Annotated in this window: 14 protein-coding genes; 11 read left to right on the top strand and 3 right to left on the bottom strand. The window is 61.3% G+C overall.

What is annotated here, in order from left to right:
* Positions 1-127 precede the first annotated feature (127 nt).
* The 7 genes from apaG to HMPREF3173_RS06265 all read left to right on the top strand — a co-directional run bounded on the left by apaG (position 128) and on the right by HMPREF3173_RS06265 (position 8082).
* Complete coding sequence (gene apaG / locus HMPREF3173_RS06235) at positions 128-508, top strand: Co2+/Mg2+ efflux protein ApaG (RefSeq protein WP_043210391.1); 381 nt, start codon at positions 128-130, stop codon at positions 506-508.
* Entirely contained in the window at positions 508-1347 is an 840-nt protein-coding gene (locus HMPREF3173_RS06240) for a symmetrical bis(5'-nucleosyl)-tetraphosphatase (protein WP_070571940.1), read from the top strand. The genes apaG and HMPREF3173_RS06240 overlap by 1 nt, the downstream gene beginning before the upstream one ends.
* Before the next feature lie 40 nt (positions 1348-1387).
* On the top strand, positions 1388-1717 hold the full coding sequence (gene glpE, locus HMPREF3173_RS06245) for a thiosulfate sulfurtransferase GlpE (RefSeq protein ID WP_043210386.1): 330 nt from the start codon (positions 1388-1390) through the stop codon (positions 1715-1717).
* 286 nt (positions 1718-2003) lie between these two features.
* Positions 2004-3926 (top strand): PrkA family serine protein kinase, encoded by a 1923-nt coding sequence (locus HMPREF3173_RS06250; protein WP_043210384.1) that lies wholly within the window; start codon positions 2004-2006, stop codon positions 3924-3926.
* Positions 3927-4061: 135 nt separating this feature from the next.
* On the top strand, positions 4062-5333 hold the full coding sequence (locus HMPREF3173_RS06255) for a YeaH/YhbH family protein (protein WP_043210382.1): 1272 nt from the start codon (positions 4062-4064) through the stop codon (positions 5331-5333).
* Positions 5330-6898 (top strand): SpoVR family protein, encoded by a 1569-nt coding sequence (locus HMPREF3173_RS06260; protein ID WP_043210380.1) that lies wholly within the window; start codon positions 5330-5332, stop codon positions 6896-6898. Before HMPREF3173_RS06255 ends, HMPREF3173_RS06260 begins: the two co-directional genes overlap by 4 nt.
* Before the next feature lie 56 nt (positions 6899-6954).
* Entirely contained in the window at positions 6955-8082 is a 1128-nt protein-coding gene (locus HMPREF3173_RS06265; protein WP_070571941.1) for a multifunctional CCA addition/repair protein, read from the top strand.
* Positions 8083-8165: 83 nt separating this feature from the next.
* Here the strand turns inward: HMPREF3173_RS06265 and folK are convergent, their stop codons facing one another.
* A complete protein-coding gene (gene folK, locus HMPREF3173_RS06270) occupies positions 8166-8684 on the bottom strand; it encodes a 2-amino-4-hydroxy-6-hydroxymethyldihydropteridine diphosphokinase (RefSeq protein ID WP_070571942.1) in 519 nt (172 codons plus the stop codon).
* Positions 8675-9031: a dihydroneopterin aldolase gene (folB, locus tag HMPREF3173_RS06275; protein ID WP_043210375.1), complete on the bottom strand. Its 357-nt coding sequence runs from the start codon at positions 9029-9031 to the stop codon at positions 8675-8677. The genes folK and folB overlap by 10 nt, the downstream gene beginning before the upstream one ends.
* A gap of 74 nt (positions 9032-9105) precedes the next feature.
* Between folB and plsY the strand changes: the two genes are divergently transcribed.
* Positions 9106-9675: a glycerol-3-phosphate 1-O-acyltransferase PlsY gene (plsY, locus tag HMPREF3173_RS06280; RefSeq protein ID WP_043210374.1), complete on the top strand. Its 570-nt coding sequence runs from the start codon at positions 9106-9108 to the stop codon at positions 9673-9675.
* A 24-nt stretch (positions 9676-9699) separates the two neighbouring features.
* Here the strand turns inward: plsY and tsaD are convergent, their stop codons facing one another.
* Positions 9700-10725 carry a tRNA (adenosine(37)-N6)-threonylcarbamoyltransferase complex transferase subunit TsaD gene (gene tsaD / locus HMPREF3173_RS06285; protein ID WP_070571943.1) on the bottom strand — a complete coding sequence of 342 codons (1026 nt, stop codon included), beginning with the start codon at positions 10723-10725 and terminating at the stop codon, positions 9700-9702.
* Between the two features lie 206 nt (positions 10726-10931).
* Between tsaD and rpsU the strand changes: the two genes are divergently transcribed.
* The 3 genes from rpsU to rpoD all read left to right on the top strand — a co-directional run bounded on the left by rpsU (position 10932) and on the right by rpoD (position 15336).
* Positions 10932-11147, top strand: coding sequence for a 30S ribosomal protein S21 (gene rpsU, locus HMPREF3173_RS06290; RefSeq protein ID WP_003255575.1), 216 nt, complete (start codon positions 10932-10934; stop codon positions 11145-11147).
* Positions 11148-11432: 285 nt separating this feature from the next.
* Complete coding sequence (dnaG, locus tag HMPREF3173_RS06295; RefSeq protein ID WP_070571944.1) at positions 11433-13415, top strand: DNA primase; 1983 nt, start codon at positions 11433-11435, stop codon at positions 13413-13415.
* Between the two features lie 67 nt (positions 13416-13482).
* Positions 13483-15336 carry an RNA polymerase sigma factor RpoD gene (gene rpoD, locus HMPREF3173_RS06300; protein ID WP_043210369.1) on the top strand — a complete coding sequence of 618 codons (1854 nt, stop codon included), beginning with the start codon at positions 13483-13485 and terminating at the stop codon, positions 15334-15336.
* The last annotated feature ends 11 nt before the right edge of the window (positions 15337-15347 follow it).

Consider the following 15347-nt stretch of genomic DNA (forward strand, 5'->3'; position numbering starts at 1 on the left):
CAAGCCCGCGATGGGGCCGAAAATGTCTACCAGCGACGCCAGGCCCTGCATAACTGGCCTCCAGCCCCGTCCATGGCCTAGACTGCAACCATTGCAGTATTTGCGTCCGCTCGTCCAAGGCCTTTGCATGTCAGACCCCCGCTATCAGATCGACGTCAGCGTCGTGACCCGTTACCTCAAAGAACAATCCGATCCCGACAACGACCGCTTTGCCTTCGCCTACACCATCACTGTGCAAAACAACGGCACACTCAAGGCCCGTCTGGTCTCACGCCACTGGTTGATCACCAACGGTGACGGGGAAGTCGAAGAGGTTCGCGGGGCGGGAGTGGTCGGCCAGCAACCGCTCATCGAGCCAGGCGACAGCCATACCTACAGCAGCGGCGCGGTGCTCACGACCCGTGTCGGTACTATGCAGGGCAGCTATCAGATGTTCGCTGAGGACGGCAAACACTTCGATGCGCCTATCGCGCCGTTCCGCCTGGCCGTGCCTGGAGCACTGCACTGATGGCGGTGTACGCGGTCGGCGACCTGCAGGGCTGCCTGCAGCCGCTCAAGTGCTTGCTCGAACGCGTGCACTTCAACCCCACCGTGGACCGCCTGTGGCTGGTGGGCGACCTGGTCAACCGCGGCCCCGAGTCACTCGAGACCCTGCGCTTTCTGTATTCGATCCGCCAGTCGCTGGTGTGTGTGCTGGGCAATCATGACCTGCATCTGCTGGCAGCCTGGTACAACGTCGAGCGTTTGAAGAAGAGCGACACCCTGCGCGAAATCATCGAAGCACCAGACGCCGACCAGCTGTTCGACTGGCTGCGCCAGCAGAAGCTGCTGCACTATGACGAGTCACGCGGCATCGCCATGGTCCACGCCGGCATCCCGCCCCAGTGGACCCTGGGCAAGGCGCTCGAACTGGCGGCCGAAGTGGAGGAAGTGCTGCGCGACGACACTCGCCTGCAGCTCTTTCTCGATGGCATGTACGGCAACGAGCCGAACAAATGGAGCAAGAACCTGACCGGCGTCGAACGCCTGCGGGTCATCACCAACTATTTCACCCGCATGCGCTTTTGCACTGCCGAGGGCAAGCTCGACCTCAAGAGCAAGGAAGGCCTGGACAGCGCCCCCAAGGGCTATAAGCCCTGGTTCGCCCACAAGGACCGCCGCTCACGTCATGTGAAGATCCTCTTCGGCCACTGGGCCGCCCTGGAAGGTCGTGTCGATGTCCCCGATGTCGTCGGCCTGGACACCGGTTGCGTCTGGGGTGGCGCCATGACGCTGTACAACGTCGACAGCGGCGAATTCCACCGCTGCGAGTGCGCCGACGATGGCACCCCACGCCCACCGGCATAACCGACTAGACTTAACGATCAGCCCCGAAGGAAACCGACCCATGAGCGAATTCAAGCGCATCCCTCCCGAGCAGGCTCTGGCCTTGCGTGAGCAAGGTGCGGTGGTCGTCGATATTCGCGACCCACAGGCGTTTGCTGCCGGCCATATCAGCGGCGCCACACATCTGGATAACCATTCGGTCGCGGAGTTCATCCGCAATGCCGACCTCGATGCACCGACCCTGGTGGTCTGCTACCACGGCAATTCCAGCCAGAGCGCGGCGGCCTATCTGGTGGGCCAGGGCTTTTCCGAGGTGTACAGCCTCGATGGCGGCTTCGAGCTGTGGCGCAACACCTACCCGGCTGAAACCGCTCAAGGCGGCGCCGAATAAAATTTTTCATTTTCCCGCAGCCCGCGCCACGTGCGGGCTTGGGCCTTTCCTGACGAACGGTCGTGAGTATCTTCTCGGCCTCGCGCCCTTGACCTCCCGTATAACCAACTATCCTTAAGCCCAGGCCATCCAAAAAAGGGGAGAGCCGGTACACCGGCGTGCGGGTCATCGGTAGCGTTTCTACGGGTGTTCTGGGGGGTATACAGCAATCGGCCAGCCCGGTTGCATGCCAGCATCATGCTGACTGATCCGGCGTCGGCTCCAACGTATCGAGCGAGGTGACGTCATGAGCATTTTTAGCCACTTCCAACAACGTTTCGAGTCAACCCGCCAGGAAGAATTCTCGCTGCAGGAGTACCTCGAGCTGTGCAAAGAGGATCGCAGTGCCTATGCATCGGCGGCCGAACGGCTGTTGCTGGCCATAGGCGAACCAGAGCTGGTCGATACCTCAACGAACTCCAGGCTGTCGCGAATCTTCTCCAACAAGGTAATAAGGCGCTATCCGGCCTTTGCCGACTTCCACGGCATGGAAGAATGCATCGACCAGATCGTGTCGTACTTCCGCCATGCCGCACAGGGCCTGGAGGAGAAGAAACAGATCCTGTACCTGCTGGGCCCGGTGGGTGGCGGCAAATCGTCCCTGGCCGAGAAGCTCAAGCAGCTCATGGAGAAGGTCCCCTTCTACGCCATCAAAGGCTCTCCGGTGTTCGAATCGCCCCTGGGGCTGTTCAATGCCAGCGAGGACGGCGCCATTCTCGAAGAAGAATTCGGTATTCCGCGGCGCTACCTGAACACCATCATGTCCCCCTGGGCCACCAAGCGCCTGCAGGAGTTCGGCGGCGACATCTCCAAGTTCCGGGTGGTCAAGCTCTACCCCTCCATCCTCAACCAGATCGCCATCGCCAAGACCGAACCAGGCGATGAGAACAACCAGGACATTTCCGCCTTGGTCGGTAAGGTGGATATCCGCAAGCTCGAGGAATTCCCGCAGAACGACGCCGACGCCTACAGCTACTCGGGCGCGCTGTGCCGGGCCAACCAGGGCCTGATGGAATTCGTCGAAATGTTCAAGGCGCCGATCAAGGTCCTGCACCCGCTGCTCACCGCCACCCAGGAAGGCAACTACAACAGTACCGAAGGCCTCGGTGCGATCCCCTACTCCGGGATCCTGCTGGCCCACTCCAACGAATCGGAATGGCACACCTTCCGCAACAACAAGAACAACGAGGCGTTCATCGACCGGATCTACATCGTCAAGGTGCCGTACTGCCTGCGTGTCAGCGACGAAGTGAAGATCTACGACAAACTGTTGATCAACAGCTCGCTGGCCAAGGCCCACTGCGCACCGGACACCCTCAAGATGCTTGCGCAGTTCACCGTACTGTCGCGCTTGAAAGAGCCCGAGAACTCCAACATCTATTCGAAGATGCGCGTCTACGACGGCGAAAATCTCAAGGACACCGACCCGAAGGCCAAGTCGATCCAGGAATACCGCGACGCCGCCGGTGTCGATGAAGGCATGAACGGCCTGTCGACCCGCTTCGCCTTCAAGATCCTCTCCAAGGTGTTCAACTTCGATCCCCATGAAATCGCCGCCAACCCGGTGCACCTGCTCTATGTGCTCGAACAGCAGATCGAACAGGAGCAATTCCCTGCCGAAGTACGCGAGCGCTACCTGCGCTACCTCAAGGAATACCTGGCTCCGCGCTACATCGAGTTCATCGGCAAGGAGATTCAGACCGCCTATCTGGAGTCCTACAGCGAATACGGCCAGAACATCTTCGACCGCTACGTGCTGTACGCCGACTTCTGGATCCAGGACCAGGAGTACCGCGATCCGGAAACCGGCGAGATCCTCAACCGCATTGCCCTCAACGAAGAGCTGGAGAAGATCGAGAAGCCGGCCGGTATCAGCAACCCGAAAGACTTCCGCAACGAGATCGTCAACTTCGTGCTGCGGGCACGGGCCAATAACAACGGCAAGAACCCAAGCTGGCTGAGCTACGAGAAGCTGCGCGTGGTGATCGAGAAGAAAATGTTCTCCAACACCGAAGACCTGCTGCCAGTCATCAGCTTCAACGCCAAGGCCAGCAAGGAGGACCAACAGAAACACAACGACTTCGTCACCCGGATGGTGGAGCGTGGCTACACCGACAAACAGGTTCGCCTGCTGTCGGAATGGTATCTGCGGGTCAGGAAATCGCAATAAAGCGGCAAGCGACAAGCCGCAAGCTGCAAGCTGTCCGGCGCCAGGCCACGTCTCGCGCGCCACAGTTTGCAGCAGCGGTGGCTGCTCATTCTTGCAGCTTGAGGCTTGCAGCTGCATCCAGTCACCGGAGGGACCATGAGCTACGTAATCGACCGACGCCTGAACGGCAAGAACAAGAGCACGGTCAACCGCCAGCGCTTCTTGCGGCGGTACCGTGAGCACATCAAGAAAGCCGTCGAAGAGGCCGTGAGCCGCCGCTCCATCATGGACATGGAGCATGGCGAGCAGATCAGCATTCCGGGTCGTGATATCGACGAACCCGTGCTGCACCATGGTCGTGGCGGTAAACAGACCATCATCCACCCCGGCAACAAAGAGTTCACCGCAGGCGAACACATCCCCCGGCCGCAGGGTGGCGGAGGGGGTGGCGGCCGCGGCAAGGCCGGCAATTCCGGGGAGGGCATGGATGATTTCGTGTTCCAGATCACCCAGGAAGAATTCCTCGAATTCATGTTCGAGGACCTGGAACTGCCTAACCTGGTCAAGCGTCACCTGACCGGCGCCGACACCTTCAAGACCGTGCGTGCAGGCATCGCCAACGAGGGTAACCCCTCGCGCATCAACATTGTCCGCACCCTGCGTTCGGCCCACGCCAGGCGAATTGCCCTGACCGGCAGCAGCCGGGCCCTGCTGCGCGAAGCCCAGGCCGAGCTTGCCCGCCTCAAGGTCGAGGAGCCGGACAACTTCACCGATATCCAGGCCACCGAGGCCGAGATCGAACGCCTCAAGGCACGCATCAACCGCCTGCCCTTCCTCGACACTTTCGACCTCAAGTACAACCTGCTGGTCAAGCAGCCCAACCCCAGCTCCAAAGCGGTGATGTTCTGCCTGATGGACGTGTCCGGCTCCATGACCCAGGCCACCAAGGACATCGCCAAGCGGTTTTTCATCCTGCTGTACCTGTTCCTCAAGCGAAACTACGATCGCATCGAGGTGGTATTCATTCGCCACCACACCAGCGCTCGCGAGGTGGACGAAGAAGAGTTCTTCTACTCCCGTGAAACCGGCGGCACCATTGTTTCCAGCGCACTCAAGCTGATGCAGGAGATCATGGCCGAACGCTACCCGGCCAGCGACTGGAACATCTATGCCGCCCAGGCCTCGGACGGCGACAACTGGAACGACGACTCGCCGATCTGCCGCGACATCCTCTCCAAGCAGATCATGCCGCATGTGCAGTACTACACTTACGTCGAGATCACTCCTCGCGAACATCAGGCGCTCTGGTATGAATACGAGCGCATCGGTGAGGCTTTCCCAGATACCTTCGCCCAGCAGCAGTTGGTATCGGCCGGTGACATCTACCCGGTCTTCCGTGAACTCTTCCAGCGCAGGTTAGCCACATGACCGCCAGAGAGCAGAGACGCCAACCCATTTCCACCGGGTCCGAGTGGACGTTTGAGCTTATCCAGGCCTATGACCGCGAAATCAGCCGCCTGGCCGAGCGCTACGCCTTGGACACCTACCCCAACCAGATCGAGGTGATCACTGCCGAGCAGATGATGGACGCCTATGCCTCCGTCGGCATGCCGCTGGGCTATCACCATTGGTCCTACGGCAAGCAGTTCCTCAGCACGGAGAAGTCCTACAGCCGTGGCCAGATGGGCCTGGCCTACGAGATCGTGATCAACTCCGATCCGTGCATCGCCTATCTGATGGAAGAAAACACCATGTGCATGCAGGCGCTGGTGATCGCCCATGCCTGCTATGGCCATAACAGCTTCTTCAAGGGCAACTACCTGTTCCGCACCTGGACCGATGCCAGCTCGATCATCGATTACCTGGTGTTCGCCAAGCAGTACATCGCCCAATGCGAGGAGCGCCACGGCATCGATGCCGTCGAAGACCTCATCGACTCCTGCCACGCCCTGATGAACTACGGTGTCGACCGTTACAAGCGCCCCTACCCCATTTCTGCCGAGGAAGAACGTCGCAGGCAGAAAGAGCGCGAGGAGCACCTGCAACGGCAGATCAACGACCTGTGGCGCACCATTCCCAAGGGCTCGGAAAAAGGCAATGAACGCGATGATGTGCGCTTCCCCGCCGAACCGCAGGAAAACATCCTCTATTTCATCGAAAAACACGCGCCGCTGCTCGAGCCCTGGCAGCGCGAAGTGGTGCGTATCGTGCGTAAGATTGCCCAGTACTTCTACCCGCAGCGACAGACCCAGGTCATGAATGAAGGCTGGGCGACGTTCTGGCATTACACCCTGATGAACGACCTCTACGATGAAGGCCTGGTGACCGAAGGCTTCATGATGGAGTTCTTGCAGTCGCACACCAGCGTGGTGTTCCAGCCGGGCTTCGACAGCCCTTACTACAGCGGCATCAACCCCTATGCCTTGGGCTTTGCGATGTACACGGACATCCGTCGCATGTGTGAACATCCTACGGAAGAAGATCGACGCTGGTTCCCTGACATCGCCGGCAGCGACTGGCTTTCCACACTCAAGTTCGCCATGAGCAGCTTCAAGGACGAAAGCTTCATCCTGCAATATCTCTCGCCCAAGGTGATCCGTGACCTCAAGCTGTTCAGCATCCTGGATGACGACCAGCGTGACGACCTGTTGGTACCGGCGATCCACGACGAAGCTGGCTACCGGATCATCCGCGAGCAACTGGCCGCCCAGTACAACCTGGGCAATCGCGAACCCAACGTGCAGATCTGGAGCATCGACCGTCGCGGCGACCGCTCCCTGACCCTGCGCCACCAGCAGCACAATCGCAAGCCGCTGGGCGACTCCACCGAGGAAGTGCTCAAGCACCTTCATCGTCTGTGGGGCTTCGATATCCACTTGGAAACCGTGCAAGGCGACCAGGTCATGAAGACCCATCACATGCCTCCCCGCGGCGACCAGAGCGAAGCGGGAGAGTACGGTCGCATGGACCTGGCAGTGGTCCACCACCTCTAGAGCCCCCTTCCGTAGCTGTCGACAGGGTATCCTGTCGGCAGTCACGGAGGTTTTTCATGCAGATCTATAAAGTCGGTGGCGCGGTACGCGACCGCCTGCTCGGGCGCCCGGTCAGCGATATCGACTGGCTGGTAGTCGGCGCTACGGTCGACCAGATGCAGGCCCTGGGCTACCGCCCGGTCGGGGCTGATTTCCCGGTGTTCATTCATCCGCGCACGGGCGAGGAGTACGCCTTGGCGCGTACCGAACGCAAGAGCGGGCGGGGTTATGGTGGGTTTACCTTCCATGCCAGCCCCGATGTAACCCTCGAAGAGGACCTGATTCGCCGGGACCTTACAATCAACGCCATGGCCGAAGACGAACAGGGCAACCTGTACGATCCCTATCATGGCAAAAATGACCTGGATCAGCGCTTGTTACGTCACGTTTCTCCGGCATTCGCCGAAGATCCCCTGCGCGTGCTGCGCGTGGCTCGCTTTGCCGCCCGCTATGCGCCGCTGGGGTTTCGGGTCGCCGACGAAACGCTCGACCTGATGCGCCAGATCAGCGCATCCGGCGAGCTGCAGGCGCTGACCGCCGAGCGCAGTTGGAAGGAGATCGAGCGCGCGCTGATGGAGGATCAACCCCAGGTGTTCATCCAGGTGCTACGCAACTGCGGCGCCCTGAAGGTCCTGATGCCAGAAGTGGACGCACTGCTGGACAAGCAGCAACGCCATACCCTGCAAGCACTGGAGCAGGCCGCCCGCGAGCAGCTACCGCTCCACGTACGCTGGGCCTGCCTGCTGCATGAACTTACCGACCTGAACCAGGCCAAGGCACTCAACCAGCGGTTCAAGGCGCCCCGGGAGTCCCAGGAACTGGCCTTGCTGGTCGTGGAATGCCAAACCCTGTGCCATGGTGCCCTGGAACTGAGCGCTGCCGGCCTGCTGGAATTGCTGCAGAAATTCGATGTGTACCGTCGCCCCCAGCGTTTGGAGGACTTCATCGCCGCCTGCCAGGCACAAGCGCGCAGTCGAGGCGAGAACCAGGCCTATCCACAAGCCGACTACCTGCGCGGCGCGGCGGCAGTGGCCAAGGCGGTCGATGTGAAGGGATTGGTGGAGAAAGGCCTGACCGGGCAGGCACTGGGCGAAGCGCTGAAGGAGGCCCGGCTGACGGCGCTCGAGACCTACAGGCAACGCTGAATTGCTCGCCATGGGAGCGGGTCATCGTTGAGCGGTGGGTTCACACCGCATTCACCGGCGCCCCCGCTCCCACAGAGGCGGCTTCAGATGGGCTGCCGTGGCGTCAGCTGCAAGCCACGCCACTCGAACGGCACCGGCGCCAGCACCTGCTCGATCCGCGCCTCCTGCCACAGCTGAGCCATGTTTTTACCTTCGCCGGGATGCACCAGTTGCGGCGCGATCAGCGACAGCGGCCACAACACGAACGCGTTCTTCAGAATCTCGGCCCGTGGCAACACCAAGCCGTTGAAAGTCCCCAACAAGTCGTCGTACATCAGCACATCGATGTCCAGCGGCAGGCCTTTGCGCTCGGGCGCATAGCGACCATTGTCCGCCTCGATGAACTTGAGCCGACGGTCCAGCTCCAGCAGCGGCAGGTCGGTCTTGCCGGTCACCACCAGGTTGTAGAAAGGCCCACTCTTGATGCCCACCGCCTGGCTCTCGAACACCGGAGAGCAGTGCATGCCCTGCAGAACGCTCGCCAGGGCATCGAGCCCGGCGCACAGGTGCGCCTCACGGTCGATATTGCTGCCCAGCCCCAGGTAAACCGTGCTCAAAGACATCCGCGCTCGATCTCCACGCCGACACCACCGCGGGCAGCCGGCACGGCACCGGGCTTGGTCAGCTTCAGGCGTACCCAAGGGATGTTGAACTCTTCCATCAGCGCCGCAACCAAGCGTTCGGCAAAGGTCTCCACCAGCTCATAGCGCGACTGCTCGGCGAACGCCTGAATACGCGCGCTCACACTGGCGTAGTCCAGGGCAAGGCTCAGGTCGTCGCCTGCTGCCGCCGGGCGGTTGTCCCAGGCGAAACTCAGGTCCAGGCGCAGGCACTGGCGAATATCCCGCTCCCAGTCATAGGCACCAATGACGGTCTCGACTTCCAGGCCTTCGATGAACACTCTGTCCAAGCACTTCTCTCCACAGCACGACAAGGGCGACTGGCGCCGTTAGAATCAAGGCGTCCTCGCCCGGAATAGTTAGCATGTTTTGGTTATTGGCGCTGCTTGCCTACCTGCTCGGCTCTCTGTCCTTCGCCATCGTCCTCAGCCGCCTCAGCGGCAGCCCGGACCCGCGTTCGAGCGGCTCAGGCAACGCCGGCGCGACCAACATGCTACGCCTGGCGGGCCGCAAGCTGGCGATCCTGACCCTGCTCGGCGACCTGTGCAAGGGGCTGTTGCCCGTGCTGCTCGCCCAACTGGCCGGCCTCGGCCTTCAGGAGCAAGCCTGGATCGGCCTCTGCGCGGTCATCGGTCATCTGTTCCCGCTTTACTTCTGCTTCAAGGGCGGCAAGGGCGTGGCCACCGCAGCCGGCATGCTCATGGGCCTGTACTTTCCGGCCGCCTTGCTGGCCATCGCCGCCTGGCTGCTGACCTTCTACCTGACCCGCACCAGTTCCCTCGCCGCATTGATTGCCACACCGCTGACACTGCCATTGCTGGCCTGGCGCGAACCTGAGGCACTGCTGCCAATCACCGTGCTTACAGTACTCATCGTCTGGCGCCACCGCAGCAATCTACGCGACCTGTTTGCTGGGCGCGAACGACATTTCTAACGCCCTGCCCGGCAATACCCCGCCTCATAAGGCCGACAACTGCTCCATCGGCCAGCGCGCCTGCACGCTGATCGCCAGGTCCTGGCGTTGCCCGGCCAGCAGCCGCTGGCAACCGGCATAGGCGATCATCGCGCCGTTGTCGGTGCAGAACTGGGGACGCGCGTAGTAAACGTTGCCATGGAGACTCGCGAGCATGGTTTCCAGCGAGGCGCGCAAGGCCTTGTTGGCACTCACGCCACCCGCGATGACCAGGCGCTTGAGGCCGGTCTGCTTGAGCGCGCGCTTGCACTTGATGGTCAACGTCTCAACCACCGCCTGCTGGAACGCCAGTGAAAGGTCGCAGCGGGTCTGATCGCTATCATCGCCGGCATCCCGGCATTGCTGCCAGGTATTCAAGGCGAAGGTCTTCAGACCACTGAAGCTGAACTCCAGGCCCGGACGGTCGGTCATTGGCCGTGGGAACACGAAGCGGCCCGGCACGCCTTTTTCGGCCAGACGGGCGATTTCCGGGCCTCCGGGGTAATTCAGGCCGATCAGCTTGGCCGTCTTGTCGAACGCTTCGCCTGCCGCATCATCCAGACTTTCGCCTAGCAGCTCGTACTGGCCGATGCCATCGACCCGCACCAGCTGGGTATGGCCGCCGGAGACCAACAAAGCGACGAACGGGAACTCTGGTGGGGTTTCTTCCAGCATGGGCGCCAACAGGTGACCTTCCATGTGGTGTACGCCGACCGCCGGGATGTCCCAGGCGAACGCCAGCGCCTGGGCGCAGGAAGCGCCGACCAGCAGCGCGCCGACCAGCCCGGGGCCAGCAGTGTAGGCGATCGCATCGATCTCGGTGGCGACACAGTCGGCCTCGGCCAGCACCTGGCGGATCAAGGGCAGCATGCGCTTGACGTGATCACGCGAGGCCAGCTCCGGCACCACGCCGCCATAGACGCGGTGCAGGTCGATTTGACTGAACAGCGCATCGGCCAGCAGGCCACGTTCGCTGTCGTATAATGCGACGCCGGTTTCGTCGCAGGATGTTTCCAATCCCAGTACTAGCATGGGTCCGTGCCTTGTCGAGGCTGAATTCGAAGGCGCGCATGATAGTCCTCGTACCCCATGCCGACCAGCGGTTTTCGATCAGAGGCTTTGCATTCCGGCCAGCTAAGGGTTAACATCCGCAACCCTTGAAAACCGACGTTCTCCAGCACACCTTTTTGTTTTGCCAGGAGCACGTCTACCCCGGTAATGAATGAAGGTAGCCCTGGATGCCAGCCGTCAAAGTTAAAGAGAACGAACCCTTCGACGTAGCTCTGCGTCGTTTCAAGCGCTCCTGCGAAAAAGCCGGTGTACTGGCTGAAGTTCGTAGCCGCGAGTTTTATGAGAAGCCGACTGCCGAGCGCAAGCGCAAAGCTGCTGCCGCTGTAAAGCGTCACGCCAAGAAGGTTCAGCGCGAACAGCGCCGCGCCGTTCGTCTGTACTAATACAGACGTTCTACGCAAAGCTTCTGCCCCGCCCGGCCCTGTGCCGGGTTGATGGCAGCGGTTGTTTCAAACCTCAGGCTCACGTCCGAGGCGCCCCTCGCAACAACTCCGGGGCAACCTGCCTGAACACGTCAGAGCTGGTCCTCGACCAGTCGTGCACGTCCTGACTGACGAGCCCTCCGTGGCTGACGAGCACATTTTTTCTCATACTTCCCGCACCGCACTACTCGCCCCTAACCCGCGCGTAGCGATTAGACTTGCCAGCTGCCAGATGACGAGACTGCCATGGCCGGGCTGATTCCCCAAGGCTTCATTGATGACCTGCTCAACCGCACCGATATCGTCGATGTGGTGAGTTCGCGCATCCAACTGAAGAAAACCGGCAAGAATCTCTCCGCCTGTTGCCCGTTCCACAAAGAAAAAACCCCCTCTTTCACCGTCAGCCCAGACAAACAGTTCTATTACTGCTTCGGCTGCGGCGCTGGCGGCAACGCGCTCGGCTTCGTCATGGACCACGACAACCTGGACTTCCCCCAGGCCGTGGAGGAACTGGCACGCGCCGCTGGCATGGAAGTGCCGCGAGAAGAAGGCCGCCGAGGTCAGAAGCCCCGTCAGCCCACCGATTCACCCCTCTACCCGTTGCTCGAGGCCGCTGCCGAGTTCTATCGCCAGGCCCTGCGCGCTCACCCGACCCGCAAGGCAGCGGTGGACTACCTCAAGGGCCGCGGCCTGTCCGGCGAGATCGCCCGCGACTTCGGCCTGGGCTTCGCGCCGCCGGGCTGGGACAACCTGCTCAAACACCTGGGCGCCGATAGCCTGCAACAGAAAGTGATGATCGACGCAGGCCTGCTGATCGAGAACGCCGAGAGCGGCAAGCGCTACGACCGCTTCCGCGACCGGGTGATGTTCCCAATCCGTGACAGCCGGGGGCGGGTCATCGCCTTTGGCGGCCGGGTCCTGGGCGATGACAAGCCCAAGTACCTGAACTCCCCGGAAACCCCGGTCTTTCACAAAGGCCAGGAACTCTACGGCCTGTTCGAAGCGCGAAAGCACAACCGCAACCTCGATGAGATCATCGTGGTCGAGGGCTATATGGACGTCATCGCCCTGGCCCAGCAAGGCCTGCGCAACGCGGTGGCAACCCTCGGCACCGCAACCAGCGAGGAACACCTCAAGCGCCTGTTTCGCGTGGTGCCGAGTGTCCTGTTCTGCTTCGACGGTGACCAGGCTGGTCGCAAGGCTGCCTGGCGTGCCTTGGAGTCCACCCTGGCCAGCCTGCAGGATGGGCGCCGGGCGCGCTTTCTGTTCCTGCCCGAGGGCGAAGACCCGGATAGCCTGGTCCGCGCCGAAGGCACCGACGCTTTCATGGCCCGCATCAACCAGCACGCCCAACCGCTGGCAGACTACTTCTTCGAGCAACTGAGCAACGAGGCGGACCCTCGATCGCTGGAAGGCAAGGCGCACATGGCTACATTGGCCGCACCGCTGATCGAAAAGATTCCGGGCGCCAATTTGCGTCAGCTCATGCGCAATCGCTTGAAGGAAATCACCGGTCTCGATCCTCAGCAGGTCGAGCAGTTGGCACAGCATGCGCCGGCACCCAACGTGCCCGACTACGACCCAGGCTATGACTACGACGCCATGGCCAGCTACGCCCCTGACTACAGCGACGCGCATCAGCCCGACTACGCGCCCGCCCAGCAGGAGCAGCGCCCATGGACCCCGAACAAGGGCGCGAAGAAACCATGGGATGGCAAGCCCTGGGACAAAAAAGGCGGCAAACCCTGGCAACGCGATGGCCAGCGCGGCGAAGCACCACCGCGTGTCCCCGCCCCGGTCGAGCCGCCGACCCTGTCGGCCCTGCGCACCCTGCTGCATTACCCGTTGCTGGCCGGAAAGGTGGAAGATGCCAGCCATTTTGCCGACGAAGAGCATATCTACAGCCAGCTGTTGGTCGCGCTGATCGAGGCCGCGCAGAAGAATCCTAAGCTAAGCTCAATGCAGTTGATCGCACGTTGGCACGGCACCGAACAAGGCCGCCTGCTGCGGGCTCTGGCGGAAAAGGAATGGCTGATCGATGCCGATAACCTTGAACAACAGTTTTTCGACACTATAACTAGCTTGTCCGCCCGCCAACGCGAGCGCAGCCTGGAACATCTGCTCAGGAAAGCACGTCAAAGCGAGTTGAGCACCGAGGAAAAATCGCAGCTCCTCGCACTGCTGAGCCGGAATGTTCCCGCACAAACCCCGACCTCATCTGGCGCGTGAGGTCCATGCTCGGGTATAATCCTCGGCTTGTTTTTTGCCCGCCAAGACCTTCAGTGGATAGGGTGTTATGTCCGGAAAAGCGCAACAGCAATCTCGTATCAAAGAGTTGATCACCCGCGGTCGTGAGCAGGGCTACCTGACTTACGCGGAGGTCAACGACCACCTGCCTGAGGATATTTCAGATCCGGAACAGGTGGAAGACATCATCCGCATGATCAACGACATGGGGATCAACGTATTCGAGAGTGCTCCGGATGCGGATGCCCTGCTGTTGGCGGAAGCCGACACCGACGAAGCCGCAGCCGAAGAAGCCGCCGCAGCGTTGGCGGCAGTCGAAACCGATATCGGCCGCACGACCGACCCGGTGCGCATGTACATGCGCGAAATGGGTACCGTCGAGCTGCTGACCCGCGAAGGCGAGATCGAAATCGCCAAGCGTATCGAGGAAGGCATTCGCGAAGTCATGGGCGCCATCGCCCATTTCCCGGGGACTGTCGACTACATCCTAAGCGAATACGATCGCGTCACCACCGAAGGTGGCCGTCTGTCCGATGTCCTCAGCGGTTACATCGACCCTGACGACAACATTGCCGCGCCGACCGAAGAAGTCCCGATCCCGGGTGCCAAGGCCGCAGCTGCCAAGGAAGAAGAGGACGAAGACGAAGAGAGCGAAGAAAGCAGCGACGACAGCGAGGACGAGGGCGAAAGCGGCCCGGATCCAGAAGTCGCCCGCCAGCGTTTCGGCGCCGTCGCCGACCAGCTCCAGATCACCGGCAAGATCCTGAAGAAACACGGGCGCAGCGGCAAGGAGAGCATCGAAGCCCTCCAGGCCCTGGCAGACCTGTTCATGCCGATCAAGTTGGTACCCAAGCAGTTCGACGTTCTGGTCGAGCGCGTGCGCAGTGCACTGGATCGCCTGCGCGCCCAGGAACGCGCCATCATGCAGTTGTGCGTACGTGATGCACGCATGCCTCGTGCCGACTTCTTGCGCCTGTTCCCAAGCAACGAGACCGACCAGACCTGGAGCGGTGACCTGTCCAAGCGCAACACCAAGTGGGCTGCCGCCCTGGGTGAGAAAGACGCTGCGATCGTCGCCTGCCAGCAGAAGCTGATCGACCTTGAGAACGAAACCGGCCTGACCGTCGCCGAGATCAAGGAAATCAACCGTCGCATGTCGATCGGCGAGGCCAAGGCCCGTCGCGCCAAGAAAGAAATGGTCGAGGCGAACCTGCGTCTGGTGATCTCCATCGCCAAGAAGTACACCAACCGTGGCCTGCAGTTCCTGGACCTGATCCAGGAAGGCAACATCGGTCTGATGAAGGCGGTGGACAAGTTCGAATACCGTCGCGGCTACAAGTTCTCGACCTATGCCACCTGGTGGATCCGCCAGGCGATCACCCGCTCGATCGCCGACCAGGCACGCACCATCCGTATTCCGGTGCACATGATCGAGACGATCAACAAGCTCAACCGTATTTCCCGCCAGATGCTGCAGGAAATGGGTCGCGAACCGACGCCGGAAGAGCTGGGCGAGCGCATGGAAATGCCTGAGGACAAGATCCGCAAGGTGTTGAAGATCGCCAAGGAACCGATCTCCATGGAAACGCCGATCGGTGACGACGAAGACTCGCATCTGGGCGATTTCATCGAGGACTCGACCATGCAGTCCCCGATCGACGTGGCCACGGTCGAAAGCCTCAAGGAAGCCACGCGTGACGTGCTCTCCGGTCTGACCGCACGCGAAGCCAAAGTGCTGCGCATGCGTTTCGGTATCGACATGAACACGGATCACACCCTCGAAGAGGTAGGCAAGCAGTTCGACGTGACCCGCGAGCGGATCCGTCAGATCGAAGCCAAGGCGCTGCGCAAGCTGCGCCACCCGACGCGAAGCGAGCACCTGCGCTCATTCCTCGACGAGTGATGACAAACCCC

This window comes from Pseudomonas sp. HMSC08G10 (assembly GCF_001808425.1).
In the GTDB taxonomy this organism is placed as follows: Bacteria; Pseudomonadota; Gammaproteobacteria; order Pseudomonadales; family Pseudomonadaceae; genus Aquipseudomonas; species Aquipseudomonas guariconensis.

Excerpts from the sequence above, each read along its gene's own strand:
- HMPREF3173_RS06265 (WP_070571941.1), top strand. The coding sequence starts at position 6,955 with ATGCAGATCTATAAAGTCGGTGGCGCGGTACGCGACCGCCTGCTCGGG.
- glpE (WP_043210386.1), top strand. The coding sequence starts at position 1,388 with ATGAGCGAATTCAAGCGCATCCCTCCCGAGCAGGCTCTGGCCTTGCGT.
- plsY (WP_043210374.1), top strand. The coding sequence starts at position 9,106 with ATGTTTTGGTTATTGGCGCTGCTTGCCTACCTGCTCGGCTCTCTGTCC.
- apaG (WP_043210391.1), top strand. The coding sequence starts at position 128 with ATGTCAGACCCCCGCTATCAGATCGACGTCAGCGTCGTGACCCGTTAC.
- HMPREF3173_RS06260 (WP_043210380.1), top strand. The coding sequence starts at position 5,330 with ATGACCGCCAGAGAGCAGAGACGCCAACCCATTTCCACCGGGTCCGAG.
- HMPREF3173_RS06240 (WP_070571940.1), top strand. The coding sequence starts at position 508 with ATGGCGGTGTACGCGGTCGGCGACCTGCAGGGCTGCCTGCAGCCGCTC.
- HMPREF3173_RS06255 (WP_043210382.1), top strand. The coding sequence starts at position 4,062 with ATGAGCTACGTAATCGACCGACGCCTGAACGGCAAGAACAAGAGCACG.
- rpsU (WP_003255575.1), top strand. The coding sequence starts at position 10,932 with ATGCCAGCCGTCAAAGTTAAAGAGAACGAACCCTTCGACGTAGCTCTG.
- folK (WP_070571942.1), bottom strand. The coding sequence starts at position 8,684 with ATGTCTTTGAGCACGGTTTACCTGGGGCTGGGCAGCAATATCGACCGT.
- HMPREF3173_RS06250 (WP_043210384.1), top strand. The coding sequence starts at position 2,004 with ATGAGCATTTTTAGCCACTTCCAACAACGTTTCGAGTCAACCCGCCAG.
- dnaG (WP_070571944.1), top strand. The coding sequence starts at position 11,433 with ATGGCCGGGCTGATTCCCCAAGGCTTCATTGATGACCTGCTCAACCGC.
- tsaD (WP_070571943.1), bottom strand. The coding sequence starts at position 10,725 with ATGCTAGTACTGGGATTGGAAACATCCTGCGACGAAACCGGCGTCGCA.
- rpoD (WP_043210369.1), top strand. The coding sequence starts at position 13,483 with ATGTCCGGAAAAGCGCAACAGCAATCTCGTATCAAAGAGTTGATCACC.